18 protein-coding genes and 1 other annotated feature are annotated in these 14,621 nt (G+C 53.6%); of the genes, 4 read left to right on the top strand and 14 right to left on the bottom strand.

Translation table 11 applies throughout. The annotated features are described in order from the left end of the window. Nucleotides 1-52: 52 nt before the first annotated feature. From F8562_RS18655 to F8562_RS18645, 3 genes are all read right to left on the bottom strand, one after another. Nucleotides 53-517 (bottom strand): NlpC/P60 family protein, encoded by a 465-nt coding sequence (locus F8562_RS18655; protein WP_014229726.1) that lies wholly within the window; start codon nt 515-517, stop codon nt 53-55. An 81-nt stretch (nt 518-598) separates the two neighbouring features. Beyond that, nucleotides 599-1,348 (bottom strand): vitamin B12 ABC transporter ATP-binding protein BtuD, encoded by a 750-nt coding sequence (btuD, locus tag F8562_RS18650; protein ID WP_014229727.1) that lies wholly within the window; start codon nt 1,346-1,348, stop codon nt 599-601. Next, entirely contained in the window at nt 1,348-1,899 is a 552-nt protein-coding gene (locus F8562_RS18645) for a glutathione peroxidase (RefSeq protein WP_014229728.1), read from the bottom strand. The genes btuD and F8562_RS18645 overlap by 1 nt, the downstream gene beginning before the upstream one ends. A 224-nt stretch (nt 1,900-2,123) precedes the next feature. On the opposite strand from F8562_RS18645, the gene F8562_RS18640 reads away from it, so the two are divergent. Continuing rightward, nucleotides 2,124-2,924, top strand: a complete 801-nt coding sequence (locus tag F8562_RS18640) for a MetQ/NlpA family ABC transporter substrate-binding protein (RefSeq protein ID WP_014229729.1) — start codon at nt 2,124-2,126, stop codon at nt 2,922-2,924. A gap of 26 nt (nt 2,925-2,950) precedes the next feature. Here the strand turns inward: F8562_RS18640 and btuC are convergent, their stop codons facing one another. The 9 genes from btuC to thrS form a co-directional block, all read right to left on the bottom strand. Next, on the bottom strand, nt 2,951-3,937 hold the full coding sequence (gene btuC / locus F8562_RS18635; protein WP_009653750.1) for a vitamin B12 ABC transporter permease BtuC: 987 nt from the start codon (nt 3,935-3,937) through the stop codon (nt 2,951-2,953). A 100-nt stretch (nt 3,938-4,037) separates the two neighbouring features. After that, nucleotides 4,038-4,337, bottom strand: a complete 300-nt coding sequence (ihfA, locus tag F8562_RS18630; RefSeq protein ID WP_004851790.1) for an integration host factor subunit alpha — start codon at nt 4,335-4,337, stop codon at nt 4,038-4,040. 4 nt (nt 4,338-4,341) lie between these two features. Beyond that, nucleotides 4,342-6,729 carry a phenylalanine--tRNA ligase subunit beta gene (gene pheT / locus F8562_RS18625; protein WP_014229730.1) on the bottom strand — a complete coding sequence of 796 codons (2,388 nt, stop codon included), beginning with the start codon at nt 6,727-6,729 and terminating at the stop codon, nt 4,342-4,344. Nucleotides 6,730-6,744: 15 nt separating this feature from the next. Then, complete coding sequence (pheS, locus tag F8562_RS18620) at nt 6,745-7,728, bottom strand: phenylalanine--tRNA ligase subunit alpha (protein WP_004851795.1); 984 nt, start codon at nt 7,726-7,728, stop codon at nt 6,745-6,747. 153 nt (nt 7,729-7,881) lie between these two features. Then, nucleotides 7,882-8,007, bottom strand: a sequence feature (Phe leader region). Beyond that, nucleotides 7,958-8,002, bottom strand: a complete 45-nt coding sequence (gene pheM, locus F8562_RS29315) for a pheST operon leader peptide PheM (protein ID WP_001386830.1) — start codon at nt 8,000-8,002, stop codon at nt 7,958-7,960. Its footprint overlaps the feature before it by 45 nt. 118 nt (nt 8,008-8,125) lie before the next feature. Further along, complete coding sequence (gene rplT / locus F8562_RS18610) at nt 8,126-8,482, bottom strand: 50S ribosomal protein L20 (RefSeq protein WP_004102963.1); 357 nt, start codon at nt 8,480-8,482, stop codon at nt 8,126-8,128. 50 nt (nt 8,483-8,532) lie between these two features. Continuing rightward, nucleotides 8,533-8,730: a 50S ribosomal protein L35 gene (gene rpmI / locus F8562_RS18605; RefSeq protein WP_001124225.1), complete on the bottom strand. Its 198-nt coding sequence runs from the start codon at nt 8,728-8,730 to the stop codon at nt 8,533-8,535. A gap of 96 nt (nt 8,731-8,826) precedes the next feature. Continuing rightward, nucleotides 8,827-9,369, bottom strand: coding sequence for a translation initiation factor IF-3 (infC, locus tag F8562_RS18600; RefSeq protein ID WP_052746887.1), 543 nt, complete (start codon nt 9,367-9,369; stop codon nt 8,827-8,829). A gap of 3 nt (nt 9,370-9,372) precedes the next feature. Continuing rightward, nucleotides 9,373-11,301 (bottom strand): threonine--tRNA ligase, encoded by a 1,929-nt coding sequence (gene thrS, locus F8562_RS18595; protein WP_004102966.1) that lies wholly within the window; start codon nt 11,299-11,301, stop codon nt 9,373-9,375. Between the two features lie 216 nt (nt 11,302-11,517). Between thrS and F8562_RS18590 the strand changes: the two genes are divergently transcribed. Beyond that, nucleotides 11,518-11,730 (top strand): hypothetical protein, encoded by a 213-nt coding sequence (locus tag F8562_RS18590; protein ID WP_071881738.1) that lies wholly within the window; start codon nt 11,518-11,520, stop codon nt 11,728-11,730. A gap of 20 nt (nt 11,731-11,750) precedes the next feature. Here the strand turns inward: F8562_RS18590 and F8562_RS18585 are convergent, their stop codons facing one another. Both F8562_RS18585 and F8562_RS18580 read right to left on the bottom strand, forming a co-directional pair. After that, complete coding sequence (locus F8562_RS18585; protein WP_004851800.1) at nt 11,751-11,984, bottom strand: hypothetical protein; 234 nt, start codon at nt 11,982-11,984, stop codon at nt 11,751-11,753. A 270-nt stretch (nt 11,985-12,254) separates the two neighbouring features. Continuing rightward, on the bottom strand, nt 12,255-13,013 hold the full coding sequence (locus F8562_RS18580; protein WP_004851801.1) for a YdiY family protein: 759 nt from the start codon (nt 13,011-13,013) through the stop codon (nt 12,255-12,257). Between the two features lie 289 nt (nt 13,014-13,302). Here F8562_RS18580 and pfkB point away from each other — a divergent pair, with 289 nt between their 5' ends. Together pfkB and ghoS are read left to right on the top strand one after the other, a co-directional pair. Beyond that, nucleotides 13,303-14,232 (top strand): 6-phosphofructokinase II, encoded by a 930-nt coding sequence (gene pfkB, locus F8562_RS18575; protein WP_014229733.1) that lies wholly within the window; start codon nt 13,303-13,305, stop codon nt 14,230-14,232. 94 nt (nt 14,233-14,326) lie between these two features. Then, nucleotides 14,327-14,611 (top strand): type V toxin-antitoxin system endoribonuclease antitoxin GhoS, encoded by a 285-nt coding sequence (gene ghoS / locus F8562_RS18570; protein ID WP_151891932.1) that lies wholly within the window; start codon nt 14,327-14,329, stop codon nt 14,609-14,611. The last annotated feature ends 10 nt before the right edge of the window (nt 14,612-14,621 follow it).

Raw genomic sequence — 14,621 nt, 5'->3', positions numbered from 1 at the left:
CGTTACCGCCGCCGGGCAAGAAAACGCCACGCTACGCTTTGACGTATCGAGGCTAGATCCTTCGCGCCTGCCAGAATTTTTTATGCCAGTAGACATTATCCAGCGACGATCGCGTCACGCCCTGGCTGGTGGAGGCGTGGATAAACTGGTTATCCGTGTCGTAAATACCGACGTGCAGACCGCTCTCTCCGGAACCGGTCTTGAAGAAGACCAGATCGCCGGGCAGCAGTTCGCTCTTATCGATTTTCGTGCCGATCTCCGCCTGCTCACGCGTTTCGCGCGGCAGCTGCAGCGCGAACTTATCGCGGAAGGTCATCAGCACAAACCCGGAGCAATCAACGCCGCGCGGCGACATGCCGCCGTAGCGATACGGCGCTCCCCGCCAGCTCCTTAGCTGCTCATTCAGGTTAGCAACAACGGTAATCGAATCAGCAAGCCGTGGATTGGGCGGCGGCGCCCGGTGGCTGCTACAACCCGCCAGAAATAACGCAACACACAAAACGAGCCAAAAACGCATCTCAGACGAATCCTCTGTTCCCTATCCTGATAGCAGGATAATTTACCTTGTTTATTAATTCGCTGGCAAGCTGACTGCGTGCTACTGTGACGCAACGAGCATAAGATGACCCGCCACCTCGACCCGCTGGAAGTCCATGGCATAGGCGGCGGTTAAATTCTCTTCGCTTAATACCTCGGCGGTGCTGCCGCAGGCGATCGTCTCCCCCCGGCAGATAAGCCAGGAGCGATGGGCGTGTCGGAGGGTATGATTCAGGTCGTGGCTGCTCATCACGACGGCAATCCCCGAGGCGCAGAGTTCGCTTAACAATCGGTCCAGTGCGGCCTGCTGCGCCACGTCCAGGCTGTTCATCGGTTCATCCAGCAATAGCAACTGTCCGGACGCGTTAGCCTGACGATGAATCTGCAGTATTACCGCCGCCAGGCGCACGCGCTGCCACTCCCCGCCGGAGATGTGATTCACCTGGCGCCCCAGCTTGTCGCCTAAGCCCAGCTTCTCCGCGATGGTCGTCAGTAGCCCGTTGTGCGCGTCGTCCTGGAGATGCAGCGACAGATAATGCCAGACCGGCATGGCGAAAGGCGGCATCTGGTGCTGGCTTAAATAGGCCCGATGACGCGCCAGCTCCTGCGCCAGCCAGTCATTCAGCGGGCGTCCATTCAGTTTTACCTGGCCCGGGCCGGTAGAGAGCCCCGCCATACGCGCCAGCAACGTGCTTTTCCCCGCCCCGTTTGGCCCCACCAGATGAACGATCTCTCCCGGCCGGATATCGGCTGAAAACGGCGCCAGCCGCCCCGCCTCTTCTACATCCTGTAGCTGCATCAAAAACGGCATTATTTGGCTAAAGCTCCTTTAATAGCGGCCACCAGCTGCGGATCATCCGGCGTCATATCCGGTGAGAAACGGCCGATGACCTGACCATCGCGGCCGATGAGGAATTTTTCAAAATTCCACAGAATATCATCCACGTACAGCGGCGCTCTGCCTTTGCTGGCCATGCGCTCATAAAAACCGCTGCCTTCCGGGGCGATAGCCTGCGGGGCGGCCTCAACCAGCTTCTGGTACAGAGGCGCGCGATGTTCGCCGTTGACGTCAATTTTGCTGAACATCGGGAATGTCACGCCGTAAGTCGTGCTACAGAACGTTTTAATCTCTTCTTCGCTACCCGGCTCCTGACCCAGAAACTGGTTGCACGGAAAGCCCAGTACGCTAAAACCTTCGCTTTCTAAATCTTTTTGCAGCGCCTCCAGCTGCTCATACTGCGGCGTCAGGCCGCACTTTGACGCGACGTTGACAATCAACAGGACGTTGCCTGCCCACGGGGTGAGCGTTGTTTTCTCACCATCGATGGTGGTGACTTCAGTATTGAGAATATCGTGTTGCATAGCCTTCCCTCTGTGAATATACCGGTTACTGCTTCAGGTGATCCCTATCTACTGTAGCGGATTCAGACTGGGTCATTCTACTTTGAATCCCCCGGGAGTGTCTCTTGATGTAACAGGCAGCACAACATGAATTCATCTCAACACCGGGAGCGCGCAATTCAGTGTACAGTGGTGGATTGATGTAATAGCATTTCGTTAATTGTTAATTTAAGAGAGTTTTATTGATGAAGAAGATGTTTAGCGCGGTGTTAATCGCGGCCTCCGTTACGCTGCTTTCGGCCTGCTCGCCGGATGAAGATAATAAGATTAAAGTCGCCATTAATACCGGGCCGGATGAGGCTATCTGGAAAGTCGTAGAACAGGTGGCCAAAGAGAAATACAACCTCGACGTCGAGGTAATCTCATTTAATGATTACGTTCTGCCGAACGAAGCCCTGAACAATAAAGACGTCGATGCTAACGCCTTCCAGACGCTGCCTTACCTTGAGGCACAATCAAAAGAGCGCGGCTATAAGTTTGCCATTGTCGGTAAAACCTTCGTCTTCCCGATCGCCGCCTACTCGAAGAAAATCAAAAATATCAGCGAACTGCCTGACGGCGCGACGATTTCCATCTCTAACGAAACCACAACCCTGGGCCGCAGCCTGCTGCTGCTGCAGGCGCAAGGTTTAATCAAGCTGAAAGAGGGTACAGGCTACCTGCCGACGACGCTGGACATTATCGACAATCCTAAGCAGTTGAAAATCGTGGAAGTCGACACGCCGCAGCTGACCCGTACGCTTGATGACCCGAACGTCGCCCTGTCGATCATCAACACCAACTTCTCCGCTCAGGCCGGTCTCTCGGCTGCCCGCGATGGGCTATTTATGGAAGGCCCGGACTCGCCGTACGTCAACGCCATTGTTGCGCGCGAAGATAATAAAGACAGCAAAAAAGTCCAGGAGCTGAAAGAGGCCTTCCAGACTCAGCAGGTTGCCGACAAGGCAGCGGAAGTCTACAAAGGCGATGCGATTAAGGGCTGGTAATACTATCAACCACTTACGGCCGCCCCTCACTGCGGGCGGCCTGATTTCAGCAATAACCAGATAAACACCGGCGCTCCCAGGGTGGCGGTGACCACGCCAATCGGCAATTCCGCCGCCGAAAGCGCCAGACGCGCGATAATATCCGCGCCCAGCAGCGCGCTGGCCCCCGCTAACAAACAGGCCGGAAGCAGCGCGCGGTGATCGCTTAAGCCACATAAGCGCAGAATATGCGGGATAACCAGACCAATAAAGCCGATCGCGCCGGCCAGCGCCACGCTGACGCCCACCAGCCAGCCGGTCGCCACCACCAGCACTTTACGCCATAGCCACAGCGGTAGCCCCAGCTGGCGTGCGGAAACCTCCCCCAGCGCTAACAGATTAAGAGGCTGCGATTGCAGGCACACCCAGGCCAGCACAGGCAGCAGGGCCAGCATCAGCCACAGCTGCTGCCAGTCCACGCCGCCAAAGCCGCCCATCATCCAGTACATCAGCTGGCGGAGATCGAAAGAGGTTGAGAAGTAGACCGCCCAGGTCATCAGCGCGCTGCATATGATACCGAGCGCCACGCCCGCCAGCAGCAGGCGGCTGGTCGAGAGATGCCGCCTGGCAAAACGCAGTAAAATAAAGGTAATGACCAGCGCGCCAGCGATGGCGCACAGCCCCAGCGCCCAGCCCGGAAGCAGCCCTTTTCCCAGCAACACGGCGGCTATCAGGCCAACCCCAGCGCCGTTTGATACCCCCAGCAGCCCGGGCTCCGCCAGCGGGTTTTCAAACAGCGCCTGCATAATCGCGCCGGACAGCGCCAGCGCCGCGCCCACCAGCAGGACGGCCAGGGTGCGCGGCAAACGAATCTGCCAGATAAACAGCTCGCCTTTGGCGCTAAACCATTCACCGGGGCCAATCCACTGGTCGCCCGCGCACAGGCTGATGGTCGATGTGACCAGCAGCAGCAACGTTAATACCGCAAGCCAGCGCCGGTTGCGGCGCCGTTGAGTTTGAGCAAAGGTCAGCATAGATTTCTGAGTTGAGAAAAAGGATGTGATTGATTTTACGGTATTCGGCCAGGAAAAGAAAAAAGGCCGCATAGCGGCCTTTTTGATTAGTCAGTCCAGATCATTTCTCTCTGGGTGAAGCGTTTTCGACACGGCTTTTTAACTTCTGTCCGGGTCTGAAGGTCACCACACGCCGGGCTGTAATAGGAATATCCTCTCCCGTTTTCGGGTTACGGCCCGGGCGTTGGTTTTTATCTCGCAAATCGAAGTTGCCGAACCCGGAGAGTTTTACCTGCTCTCCGTTTTCCAGAGCGCGACGGACTTCTTCGAAAAACAACTCTACCAGCTCTTTGGCATCCCGCTTGCTAAGCCCAAGCTTATCAAACAGATATTCTGACATTTCAGCTTTTGTAAGCGCCATAGGTTCAATCCCTCAATGATGCCTGGAATCGCTCTTTCAATGCCTCTACACATTTGGCGACGGTAGCGGCAATCTCCTCTTCTTCGAGTGTACGGCTGGTATCCTGGAGGATAAGGCTGATAGCGAGGCTTTTGAAACCTTCCGCTACGCCCTTGCCGCGGTACACGTCAAATAAGTTTACGCCAACTACCTGATTTACGCCAACTTTCTTACACTCGGCTAAAACATCGGCTGCGGGAACGTTTTCTGCCACAACGACAGCGATGTCGCGACGGTTCGCCGGGAAGCGAGAAACTTCACGCGCCTGAGGCACCACGCGGTCTGCAAGCTTGTTCCACTCCAGCTCGAACACCAACGTGCGGCCGTTCAGATCCAGTTTACGTTCCAGCTCGGGATGAACAACCCCAATAAAACCAATACGTTCACCTTTCAGATAAATCGCCGCCGACTGGCCCGGATGAAGCGCATTATTGGCTTCGATGCGGAATTCGATGTCGGACAGTTTACCCGTGAGGTCGAGAACGGACTCCAGATCGCCTTTTAAATCATAGAAATCGACGGTTTCTTTTGCCAGGTTCCAGTGTTCTTCATAGCGGTTACCGCAGATTACGCCAGCCAGCATCACGTCCTGGCGAATACCCAGCGGGGCCTGCGTATCGGGAACAAATCGTAGGCCGCTCTCAAAGATGCGGACGCGACTCTGCTGGCGATTCTGGTTGTAGACCACCGTCCCGAGCAGACCGGTCCACAATGACAGACGCATCGCCGACATTTCGCTGGAGATCGGGCTCGGCAGAATCAGCGCTTCCTCGCCGGCGTGGATCCACTGCTGTACTTTCGGATCAACAAAGCTGTAGGTAATCACTTCCTGATAGCCTTTGTCGTTGAGCAGCGTTTTCACGCGCTTAAGCGACAGATCCGCTTCGCGGTGAGTGCCCATAATCAGGCCCGCTTGTACCGGTTCATCAGGAATATTGTTATAGCCATAGACGCGGGCAACCTCTTCGACCAGGTCTTCTTCGATCTCCATGTCGAAACGCCAGCTCGGCGCCACGGCATGCCACTCATCCTGGCCTTCGGTAACTTCACAGCCCAGACGACGCAGAATGTCGCTAACCTGCGCATCTTCAATGTGATGGCCAATCAAACGATCCAGTTTGCTGCGGCGAAGGCGGATGGTCGCAGGCTTCGGCAGAGTCGCTTCATTGGTCACGTCAATAATCGGGCCCGCTTCACCGCCGCAAATATCCATCAGCAGGCGGGTTGCGCGCTCCATTGCCTGATACTGCAGCGCGGAGTCCACGCCGCGCTCGTAGCGGTGGGAAGCATCGGTATGCAGACCATGGCGACGGGCGCGACCGGTAATGGACAGCGGGCTGAAGAACGCGCATTCCAGCAGAACGTTTTGCGTTTCATCGTTTACGCCGGAGTGCTCGCCGCCGAAAATTCCGCCCATAGCCAGGGCTTTCTGGTGGTCAGCAATAACCAGAGTATCGGTATCCAGCTTAGCCTCGGAGCCGTCGAGCAGGACCAGGGTTTCGCCTTCATGCGCCATACGCACGATAATTCCGCCTTCAATGCGGTCTTTATCGAAGGCGTGCATCGGCTGGCCGAGCTCGAGCAGAACGTAGTTGGTCACGTCAACCACGGCATCGATGGAGCGAATGCCGCAGCGGCGCAGCTTCTCTTTCATCCATAACGGCGTCGGCGCTTTGACATTAATGCCTTTTACCACACGGCCCAGGTAGCGCGGGCATGCTTCCGGCGCATCGACCTGAATTGGCAGAACGTCGTCGATGGTCGCGGCAACCGGGGCCATTTCCGGGACATTCAATGGCGCCTTGTTGAGCACGGCGACATCGCGGGCAATGCCGATAATACCCAGGCAGTCGGCACGGTTCGGCGTGACGCTGATTTCGATAGTGTTATCGTCGAGCTTCAGGTATTCGCGGATATCGGTACCCAGCGGCGCGTCGGCGGGCAGTTCAATAATACCGCTGTGATCGTCGGAGATCCCCAGCTCGGAGAAGGAGCACAGCATGCCTTCCGACGGCTCGCCGCGCAGCTTTGCCGCTTTAATTTTAAAATCGCCCGGCAGTACGGCACCGATGGTTGCAACGGCAACCTTCAGGCCCTGACGGCAGTTTGGCGCGCCGCAGACGATGTCCAGCAGGCGTTCGCCGCCGACGTTAATTTTTGTGACGCGCAGTTTGTCAGCATTAGGGTGTTGAGCGCACTCAACCACTTCCCCAACGACAACGCCGTTGAAGCTGCCCGCAACCGGCTCAACGCCGTCAACCTCAAGGCCGGCCATCGTTATCTGGTCCGACAGCGCTTCGCTATCGATAGCTGGGTTAACCCACTCGCGTAACCACAGTTCACTGAATTTCATTGTTCTGTCCTGCCCTTATTTAAACTGTTTGAGGAAACGCAGATCGTTTTCGAAGAACGCGCGTAAGTCGGTCACGCCGTAGCGCAGCATGGTCAGACGCTCCATACCCATGCCGAAGGCAAAGCCGGAATAGATTTCCGGATCGATACCCACGTTGCGCAGTACGTTTGGATGCACCATCCCGCAGCCGAGCACTTCCAGCCATTTCCCGTTTTTCCCCATAACGTCGACTTCGGCCGATGGCTCGGTGAACGGGAAATAGGACGGACGAAAACGAATCTGCAGATCTTCTTCAAAGAAGTTACGCAGGAAATCGTGCAGCGTTCCCTTCAGGTTGGTAAAGCTGATGTTGGTATCAACGATCAGGCCTTCCATCTGATGGAACATTGGGGTATGGGTCTGATCGTAGTCGTTACGATAGACGCGGCCTGGCGCAATAATGCGGATCGGCGGCTGCTGGTTAGCCATGGTGCGGATCTGCACGCCTGAGGTTTGCGTACGCAGCAGGCGCGTGGCATCAAACCAGAAAGTGTCGTGGTCAGCGCGTGCCGGATGGTGGCCAGGAATATTCAGCGCATCGAAGTTGTGGTAGTCATCTTCGATTTCCGGGCCAGTCGCGACGGTAAAGCCGAGCTCACCGAAGAAACTTTCAATACGATCGATGGTACGGGTCACCGGATGCAGGCCACCGTTCTCAATACGACGCCCCGGCAGAGAGACATCGATGGTCTCCGAGGCCAGGCGCGCGTTAAGAGCGGCGCTTTCAAGATCTGACTTACGCGCGTTAAGCGCCTGCTGGACCTGCTCTTTCGCTTCGTTGATAACCGCGCCGGCTGCCGGGCGCTCTTCAGCAGGCAGCTCACGCAGGGTCGTCATCTGAAGGGTCAGGAGCCCTTTTTTACCCAGGTATTCCACGCGGACGTTGTCCAGCGCAGCAACATCTGATGCCTCGTTAATGGCTGCCTTCGCACTGGCAACCAGCTCTGCGAGATGTGACATGGTTTTCCTCATTATGTCGGTGCAGACACCGGTTATGGTTATTATTTTGCTTTCACTATTTCGAGCCGCAGACGGCGGGTCATTCGCCATTTGACCGAATGACCCGGTCAATCCACACGTCTGGAGCTTGAAATAGAACAAGCCAGTTCAGATACAAAAAAAGCCTCCACAGTGGGAGGCTTTTTGGCGCTGTTTTCCGTTTCTTCTTTCACGCGCTAGCCTCCTGAGTTCAGGTGCTAAAGTAAAAAAAGAAGCGGAAAATAGCAGCATTCATGCTTGCATTACCTTGTCTGCTAAAAAACGTAAGATCGATATTGAAAAGCTTACGCGGATAAAAGTCAATGTATTGATAGTCTTGAAACGAAAAGAGGGAGACAAGCTCCCTCTTTCAACTGGCTTATGCCAGAGCTGCTTTCGCTTTTTCGACCAGCGCGGTGAACGCTAATTTGTCGAATACGGCGATGTCAGCCAGGATCTTACGGTCGATTTCAACAGAGGCTTTTTTCAGGCCGTTGATGAATTTGCTGTAAGAAATACCGTTCTGACGTGCTGCTGCGTTGATACGCGCAATCCACAGTTGACGGAACTGACGCTTTTTCTGACGACGGTCACGATAAGCGTACTGACCAGCTTTGATAACAGCCTGGAAGGCAACGCGGTATACGCGAGAACGCGCACCGTAGTAGCCTTTAGCTTGTTTCAAAATTTTCTTGTGACGTGCACGGGCAACTACACCACGTTTTACGCGAGCCATATGTGCTCTCCTGTATCTATTCTAATTAAAAAGTTAAAAGGGTTAACGACTTATGCGTACGGCAGGCACGCGATGACCAGGCCCAGATCGCCTTTAGAAACCATGGCTTTCGGACGCAGGTGACGTTTACGCTTGGTAGCTTTTTTGGTCAGAATGTGACGCAGGTTAGCGTGCTTGTGCTTAAAACCACCTTTACCGGTTTTTTTGAAGCGCTTAGCAGCACCGCGTACGGTCTTAATTTTTGGCATTTTAATAACTTCCACTTCGCATTGTTAATAAACGAAACATAGGCGAACAACGGCTGCGGAACCCGCAGGCTCCACAGACATTGCTACTTGAAGGCCTTACTGTTTCTTCTTAGGAGCGAGCACCATGATCATCTGGCGGCCTTCGATCTTCGTTGGGAAGGATTCGACTACTGCCAGTTCACTCAGATCGTCACGGACGCGGGTAAGCACTTCCATACCGATCTGTTGGTGGGCCATCTCACGGCCGCGAAAACGCAGCGTGATCTTGGCCTTATCGCCATCTTCCAGAAAGCGAATCAGGCTGCGGAGTTTTACCTGATAATCGCCATCGTCGGTGCCAGGACGGAACTTAATTTCCTTAACCTGGATAACTTTTTGCTTTTTCTTCTGTTCCTTAGAAGACTTGCTCTTTTCATAAAGGAACTTGCCGTAGTCCATGATACGACAAACTGGCGGTTCGGCGTTAGGGCTGATTTCAACTAAATCTACTCCAGCTTCTTCAGCTTTTTCGATCGCTTCTCTCAGACTCACAATACCCAAAGCTTCGCCTTCCAGACCAGTTAAGCGAACTTCCAGGGCGCGAATCTCGCCATTAATACGATTCGGACGTGCCGTTTGAACTCGTTTTCCGCCTTTAATACCTTATTCCTCCAGTTGTTTTAGACTGCGGCTGCGAATCTCTTGTTGCAGCTTCTCGATAACTTCATTTACGTCCAGGCTGCCCAAGTCTTTGCCACGACGGGTACGCACGGCAACTTTGCCGGCTTCTACCTCTTTGTCGCCACAGACCAACATGTAAGGGACACGACGTAAAGTGTGCTCGCGGATTTTAAAGCCTATCTTCTCATTTCTCAAGTCTGCTTTTACGCGAATGCCCGCATTTTGTAGTTTACGCGTCAATTCGTTAACGTATTCAGCCTGAGAATCGGTAATATTCATGACCACAACCTGCACCGGCGCCAGCCAGCTGGGGAAGAAGCCCGCAAACTCTTCGGTCAGGATGCCAATAAAGCGCTCCAGCGAACCAAGAATCGCGCGGTGAATCATTACCGGTACCTGTCGTTCGTTATTTTCACCCACATAAGAGGCGCTTAAACGCTGCGGCAGGGAGAAGTCCAGCTGTACAGTACCGCACTGCCATGCACGATCGAGGCAGTCATACAGGGTAAATTCAATTTTCGGACCGTAGAACGCGCCTTCACCCAGCTGATACTCAAACGGGATGTTGTTCTCTTCCAGCGCCACGGCCAGATCCGCTTCAGCACGATCCCATGTCTCATCGCTACCGATGCGTTTTTCCGGGCGAGTCGACAGCTTGACGACGATTTTCTCGAAGCCAAAGGTGCTGTACATATCGTAGACCATGCGAATACAGGCGTTCACTTCATCGCGAACCTGATCTTCAGTACAGAAGATATGGGCGTCATCCTGAGTAAAGCCACGTACGCGCATCAGGCCATGCAGCGCGCCTGACGGCTCATTACGATGGCAGCTACCGAATTCAGCCATACGCAGCGGCAGATCGCGATAGGATTTCAGCCCCTGGTTGAAGATCTGCACGTGGCCCGGGCAGTTCATCGGCTTGATGCAGTATTCACGGTTCTCGGAAGAAGTGGTGAACATCGCATCTTTATAGTTGTCCCAGTGGCCGGTTTTTTCCCACAGCACGCGGTCCATCATAAACGGGCCTTTAACTTCCTGATACTGGTACTCTTTCAGCTTAGAACGCACAAAAGTTTCCAGTTCGCGGAAGATAGTCCAGCCGTCGTTATGCCAGAACACCATGCCCGGCGCCTCTTCCTGCATATGATACAGGTCGAGCTGCTTACCGATTTTACGGTGATCGCGCTTAGCGGCTTCTTCCAGACGCTGCAGATAGGCATTTAAGGCTTTTTTATCTGCCCATGCGGTTCCGTAGATGCGCTGCAGCATTTTATTGTTGCTATCGCCGCGCCAGTAGGCGCCAGCGGTCTTCATCAGTTTGAAATGATGACAGAAACGCATATTCGGCACGTGCGGCCCACGGCACATGTCGACATACTCTTCATGATGATACAAACCGGGTTTGTCATCATGCGCAATGTTTTCATCAAGAATGGAGACTTTATAGCTCTCGCCGCGCTTCACGAAGGTTTCACGCGCTTCGTGCCAGCTGACTTTTTTCTTAATGACGTCGTAGTTTTTCTCGGCGAGCTCGTGCATACGTTTTTCGAGCGCGTCGATATCTTCCTGGGTCAGGGTATGGTCCAGATCGACATCATAGTAGAAACCGTTGTCGACAACCGGGCCGATCGCCATCTTGGTATTTGGCCACAGCTGTTTAATCGCGTGCCCCAAAAGGTGCGCACAGGAGTGACGAATAATCTCAAGTCCATCTTCATCTTTCGCGGTGATGATAGAGAGCGTCGCGTCGTTTTCAATTAAGTCGCAGGCGTCAACCAGTTCGCCGTTGACGCGGCCGGCGATGGTGGCTTTCGCCAGACCGGGGCCAATATCCAGAGCGACGTCCATCGGGCTCACAGCGTGATCAAAATGGCGTTGGCTGCCATCAGGAAGCGTAATTACAGGCATTTCATGTCCTTATTTGCAGTGGTGCCCCGCACGAAAGAGCACATACAAAACAATATAATCATAATTATCAACACGTTCAGGCCCAGTTCCCGCTTCACTCTGCGAAAATATGTGCACGCTCGTTCACCGACGCGTACCCACCTGCAGCCGCCTGTTGATAACACCGACGGTTAGTTTACACATCATTAGTGCGTGATAAAAGTCACATGAGACTAAATGGTTATTGCTGATGGAAAAAAAAGGTCGCGGCGCAACAAACCCAGCGTAATTGCTGCGGAACCGTGCGGCAAAAGAGCGCGGCAGGACGATATGACGCATAAAGAATATTTATGCTTTCACATCAATTATGCATGTTTAACACAAAGTGCGGAAAGCAAAACCGGTACGGCATTACCCGGTTTGCTGCTTCACGAAATAATTAAAGGATGATGTTCAAGAACAATGAAATATCAGGACCATTCGCCGGCGACAAGTTTATGAACATCAAAAGCATCATTCATTGACTGCCCGGTAGACTGTGAGCCCGGCGCTATGTTGGAGCCTGCTTCGACATCGGTAGCTTTGGCGATACCAACTTGGGTATGCTCGTTATTACCCGGCTGCGGTGCGGGAGCGGCGGCAAATGCGCCAAAAGACAGCGTGCACAGCATCACGGCCGCGAGTGCGATTTTGCTATTTCTCATGATAGTCATTCTCTTATTTGTTTCAGATAAATAGAACGGCGTCGTTATCGCCGCCTGTGTGCAACAGTATAGATCCAGATCACATTTTTGTCCGACCCAATATTTATCTTTTCGTGTCAAATTAACTGCATATTTGTCAGCAAAATAGCAATTGTGGGGAAATTATGAAGACGATTTCTTTTTATAAAAAACAAAACGAGAGACCAAAAATAATAATGTCACTTATTGCCAAATTTAAAACAATCAGGCCAGAATATCTGGCCTGAAATATTACATTTTATAACCGAGCGATAGCGTGGTACGGCGATCGGTGTGTTCCGGCGCCGATGACGGCGGCTCAGAGTTCCACGTCAGGTTATAGGCGACCTTGAGGGCAAAGTGAGCATTAATGGCAACGTTCAGCGCGCTTTCGGAGTTCAGCGTCGTATCTTCAGCGCCGAATACCGAAACACCTTGCGTAAATTTGGCGTTATCGGTCATCTGCCAGGCGTAAGTGCCGGAAGCATAGCCCAACGGCTGAGTATCAGTATCACCGTCGGTATACTCGTCGTAGCGTACGCCAGGACCAAATTCAAAACGCAGACTGTGCACCGGTCCGTTCATAATCTGTCGACCATAACCTGCGGTAAACACATCCCGCTGCTGATAACCATTGTAACGATCCGTCAGCCAGCTGGCCTGGCCAAATATATAGTTCTGGTCAGTCAGGTTGTAACGACTACGTCCCCCCACCGCGTACCTTTCCGAAGAGCGCTGATCGTTTGACGACGTATTGCTGGCATTCCCCCACAGCGACCATGCGGTGGTATTGCCATACCAGGTCAACGTGGAGTCGGCGGTCATTGAGGAACTTTTCGTATTGCCGGACTGCGCCAGATAACCGGCGTTAACAGTACCTTCGAAAGGTTTTTTAGCAGAAGATGGGTCATCCATGACAGTAAAAACGGAATCATCGGCCATTGCGCACGCAGACGCAAAAAGCCCTCCCGCGAGCAACGCCGCTGCGGGTACTGTCTTCAAAAGCTTCATTTAATTTTAAGTCCGTACAACCTATAAGGAGACCTGGAGGGTCCCGGGAGCTTTCGCGAGGATCGCGGATAGCCGGTCCTAAGAAAGGGAGTAAATTATAAAAAAGCACGATTAACTTAGCAATCAATTACTCTTTCATTTTTTGTATAAGACGCTTCTCAAAACAATTTTTATTTCATAAAGATAAAAAGAGGTTGCGTTGTATAAGTGGCCCGTCGCTTCCCCTTCCCTCCTTTAAGTGCCATGCTTAAAACCAGAGCAGCTAAATTCGTATTATGGAGGAAACTGGATGACCAAAATCTATACGCTCACGTTAGCCCCCTCGCTCGATAGCGCAACCCAGACCCCGCAAATTTACCCGGAAGGCAAACTGCGCTGTAGCGCTCCCGTGTTTGAACCCGGCGGCGGCGGAATTAACGTTGCGCGAGCCATCACTTTTCTTGGCGGCAGCGCCACAGCCATCTTTCCCGTCGGCGGGGCGACAGGCGAACACCTGACGGCGCTGCTGACGGATGAACATGTTCCCGTCGATACGGTAGAGACCCATGACTGGACGCGGCAGAATCTTCACGTGCATGTGAACGCCAGCGGCGAGCAATATCGTTTCGTGATGCCGGGCGCAGCGTTAACTAAGGAGGAGCTCCGGCTCCTTGAGGAAAAGGTCCTCGCCATCGCCCCGGGTTCCCTGCTGGTGATTAGCGGAAGTCTCCCGCCCGGCATCAGCGTCGATAACCTGACGCAGCTGGTCAAAAACGCTCAGCAGCATGGATTGCGCTGTATTGTTGATAGTTCCGGTGACGCGCTCGCCGCAGCGCTTGATGTCGGCAATATCGAGCTGGTTAAGCCGAACCAGAAAGAGCTTAGCGCGCTGGTACAGCGCGATCTGAGCCAGCCGGATGATGTGCGTCTTGCGGCGCAGGAGCTCATTCGGTCGGGCAAAGTCCAGCGCGTCGTCGTCTCCCTCGGTGCCCAGGGTGCGCTCGGCGTTGATGCCCAGGGTAGCGTTCAGGTGGTACCGCCGCCGATGAAAAGCCAGAGCACCGTCGGCGCCGGTGACAGTATGGTCGGCGCAATGACCTTAAGGCTGGCGGAAAACGCCTCGCTTGAAGATATGGTTCGCTTTGGCGTTGCGGCGGGTAGTGCGGCAACCATCAATCAGGGCACCCGCCTTTGCTCGCTGGATAATACGCAAAAAATCTACAACTATCTGCGCGGTTGATAACGCCTTCGCTCCCTCTGGGAAGACAGAGGGAGTCGCCAAATCAGCATGATGGTCTATGCTAAAAATGCCATGGATAACAACGGGGTGAAAAATGAGTAGCGAAATTATTGCCTGGATCGTCACGGTTCGTTTTCACGAAGAGACGTTAACGGAAATTAACGAACTCAGTAATCACCTCACCCGCGCCGGATTTACCCTCGTCTTAAACGATGATGAAGGGAACGTCCACGAGCTCGGCACCAACACCTTCGGCCTGCTTTCTATGCAGAATGCCGAGGAAGTCAACGCCTTAAGCGCAGGTTTAGCCGAAACCGCGCTGGGAAGACCCGTCGACGTCACCGTGGTCACATTCAGCGAGTGGTTAAAAGCTCAATAAGTGCGATTGA

Origin of the sequence: Klebsiella sp. RCJ4, assembly GCF_009025755.1 — a bacterium.
Lineage (GTDB): Bacteria > Pseudomonadota > Gammaproteobacteria > Enterobacterales > Enterobacteriaceae > Klebsiella > Klebsiella michiganensis.
Note: the sequence above shows the minus strand (reverse complement) of the source record. Positions and strands in the feature narration are given on the sequence as shown.

Coding starts and splice junctions, on each gene's coding strand:
- F8562_RS18585 (WP_004851800.1), bottom strand. CDS start 11,984: ATGAGAAATAGCAAAATCGCACTCGCGGCCGTGATGCTGTGCACGCTG.
- F8562_RS18655 (WP_014229726.1), bottom strand. CDS start 517: ATGCGTTTTTGGCTCGTTTTGTGTGTTGCGTTATTTCTGGCGGGTTGT.
- F8562_RS18580 (WP_004851801.1), bottom strand. CDS start 13,013: ATGAAGCTTTTGAAGACAGTACCCGCAGCGGCGTTGCTCGCGGGAGGG.
- pheT (WP_014229730.1), bottom strand. CDS start 6,729: ATGAAATTCAGTGAACTGTGGTTACGCGAGTGGGTTAACCCAGCTATC.
- thrS (WP_004102966.1), bottom strand. CDS start 11,301: ATGCCTGTAATTACGCTTCCTGATGGCAGCCAACGCCATTTTGATCAC.
- btuD (WP_014229727.1), bottom strand. CDS start 1,348: ATGCCGTTTTTGATGCAGCTACAGGATGTAGAAGAGGCGGGGCGGCTG.
- F8562_RS18640 (WP_014229729.1), top strand. CDS start 2,124: ATGAAGAAGATGTTTAGCGCGGTGTTAATCGCGGCCTCCGTTACGCTG.
- pfkB (WP_014229733.1), top strand. CDS start 13,303: ATGACCAAAATCTATACGCTCACGTTAGCCCCCTCGCTCGATAGCGCA.
- rpmI (WP_001124225.1), bottom strand. CDS start 8,730: ATGCCAAAAATTAAGACCGTACGCGGTGCTGCTAAGCGCTTCAAAAAA.
- ghoS (WP_151891932.1), top strand. CDS start 14,327: ATGAGTAGCGAAATTATTGCCTGGATCGTCACGGTTCGTTTTCACGAA.
- btuC (WP_009653750.1), bottom strand. CDS start 3,937: ATGCTGACCTTTGCTCAAACTCAACGGCGCCGCAACCGGCGCTGGCTT.
- rplT (WP_004102963.1), bottom strand. CDS start 8,482: ATGGCTCGCGTAAAACGTGGTGTAGTTGCCCGTGCACGTCACAAGAAA.
- F8562_RS18590 (WP_071881738.1), top strand. CDS start 11,518: ATGGTTATTGCTGATGGAAAAAAAAGGTCGCGGCGCAACAAACCCAGC.
- ihfA (WP_004851790.1), bottom strand. CDS start 4,337: ATGGCGCTTACAAAAGCTGAAATGTCAGAATATCTGTTTGATAAGCTT.
- pheS (WP_004851795.1), bottom strand. CDS start 7,728: ATGTCACATCTCGCAGAGCTGGTTGCCAGTGCGAAGGCAGCCATTAAC.
- F8562_RS18645 (WP_014229728.1), bottom strand. CDS start 1,899: ATGCAACACGATATTCTCAATACTGAAGTCACCACCATCGATGGTGAG.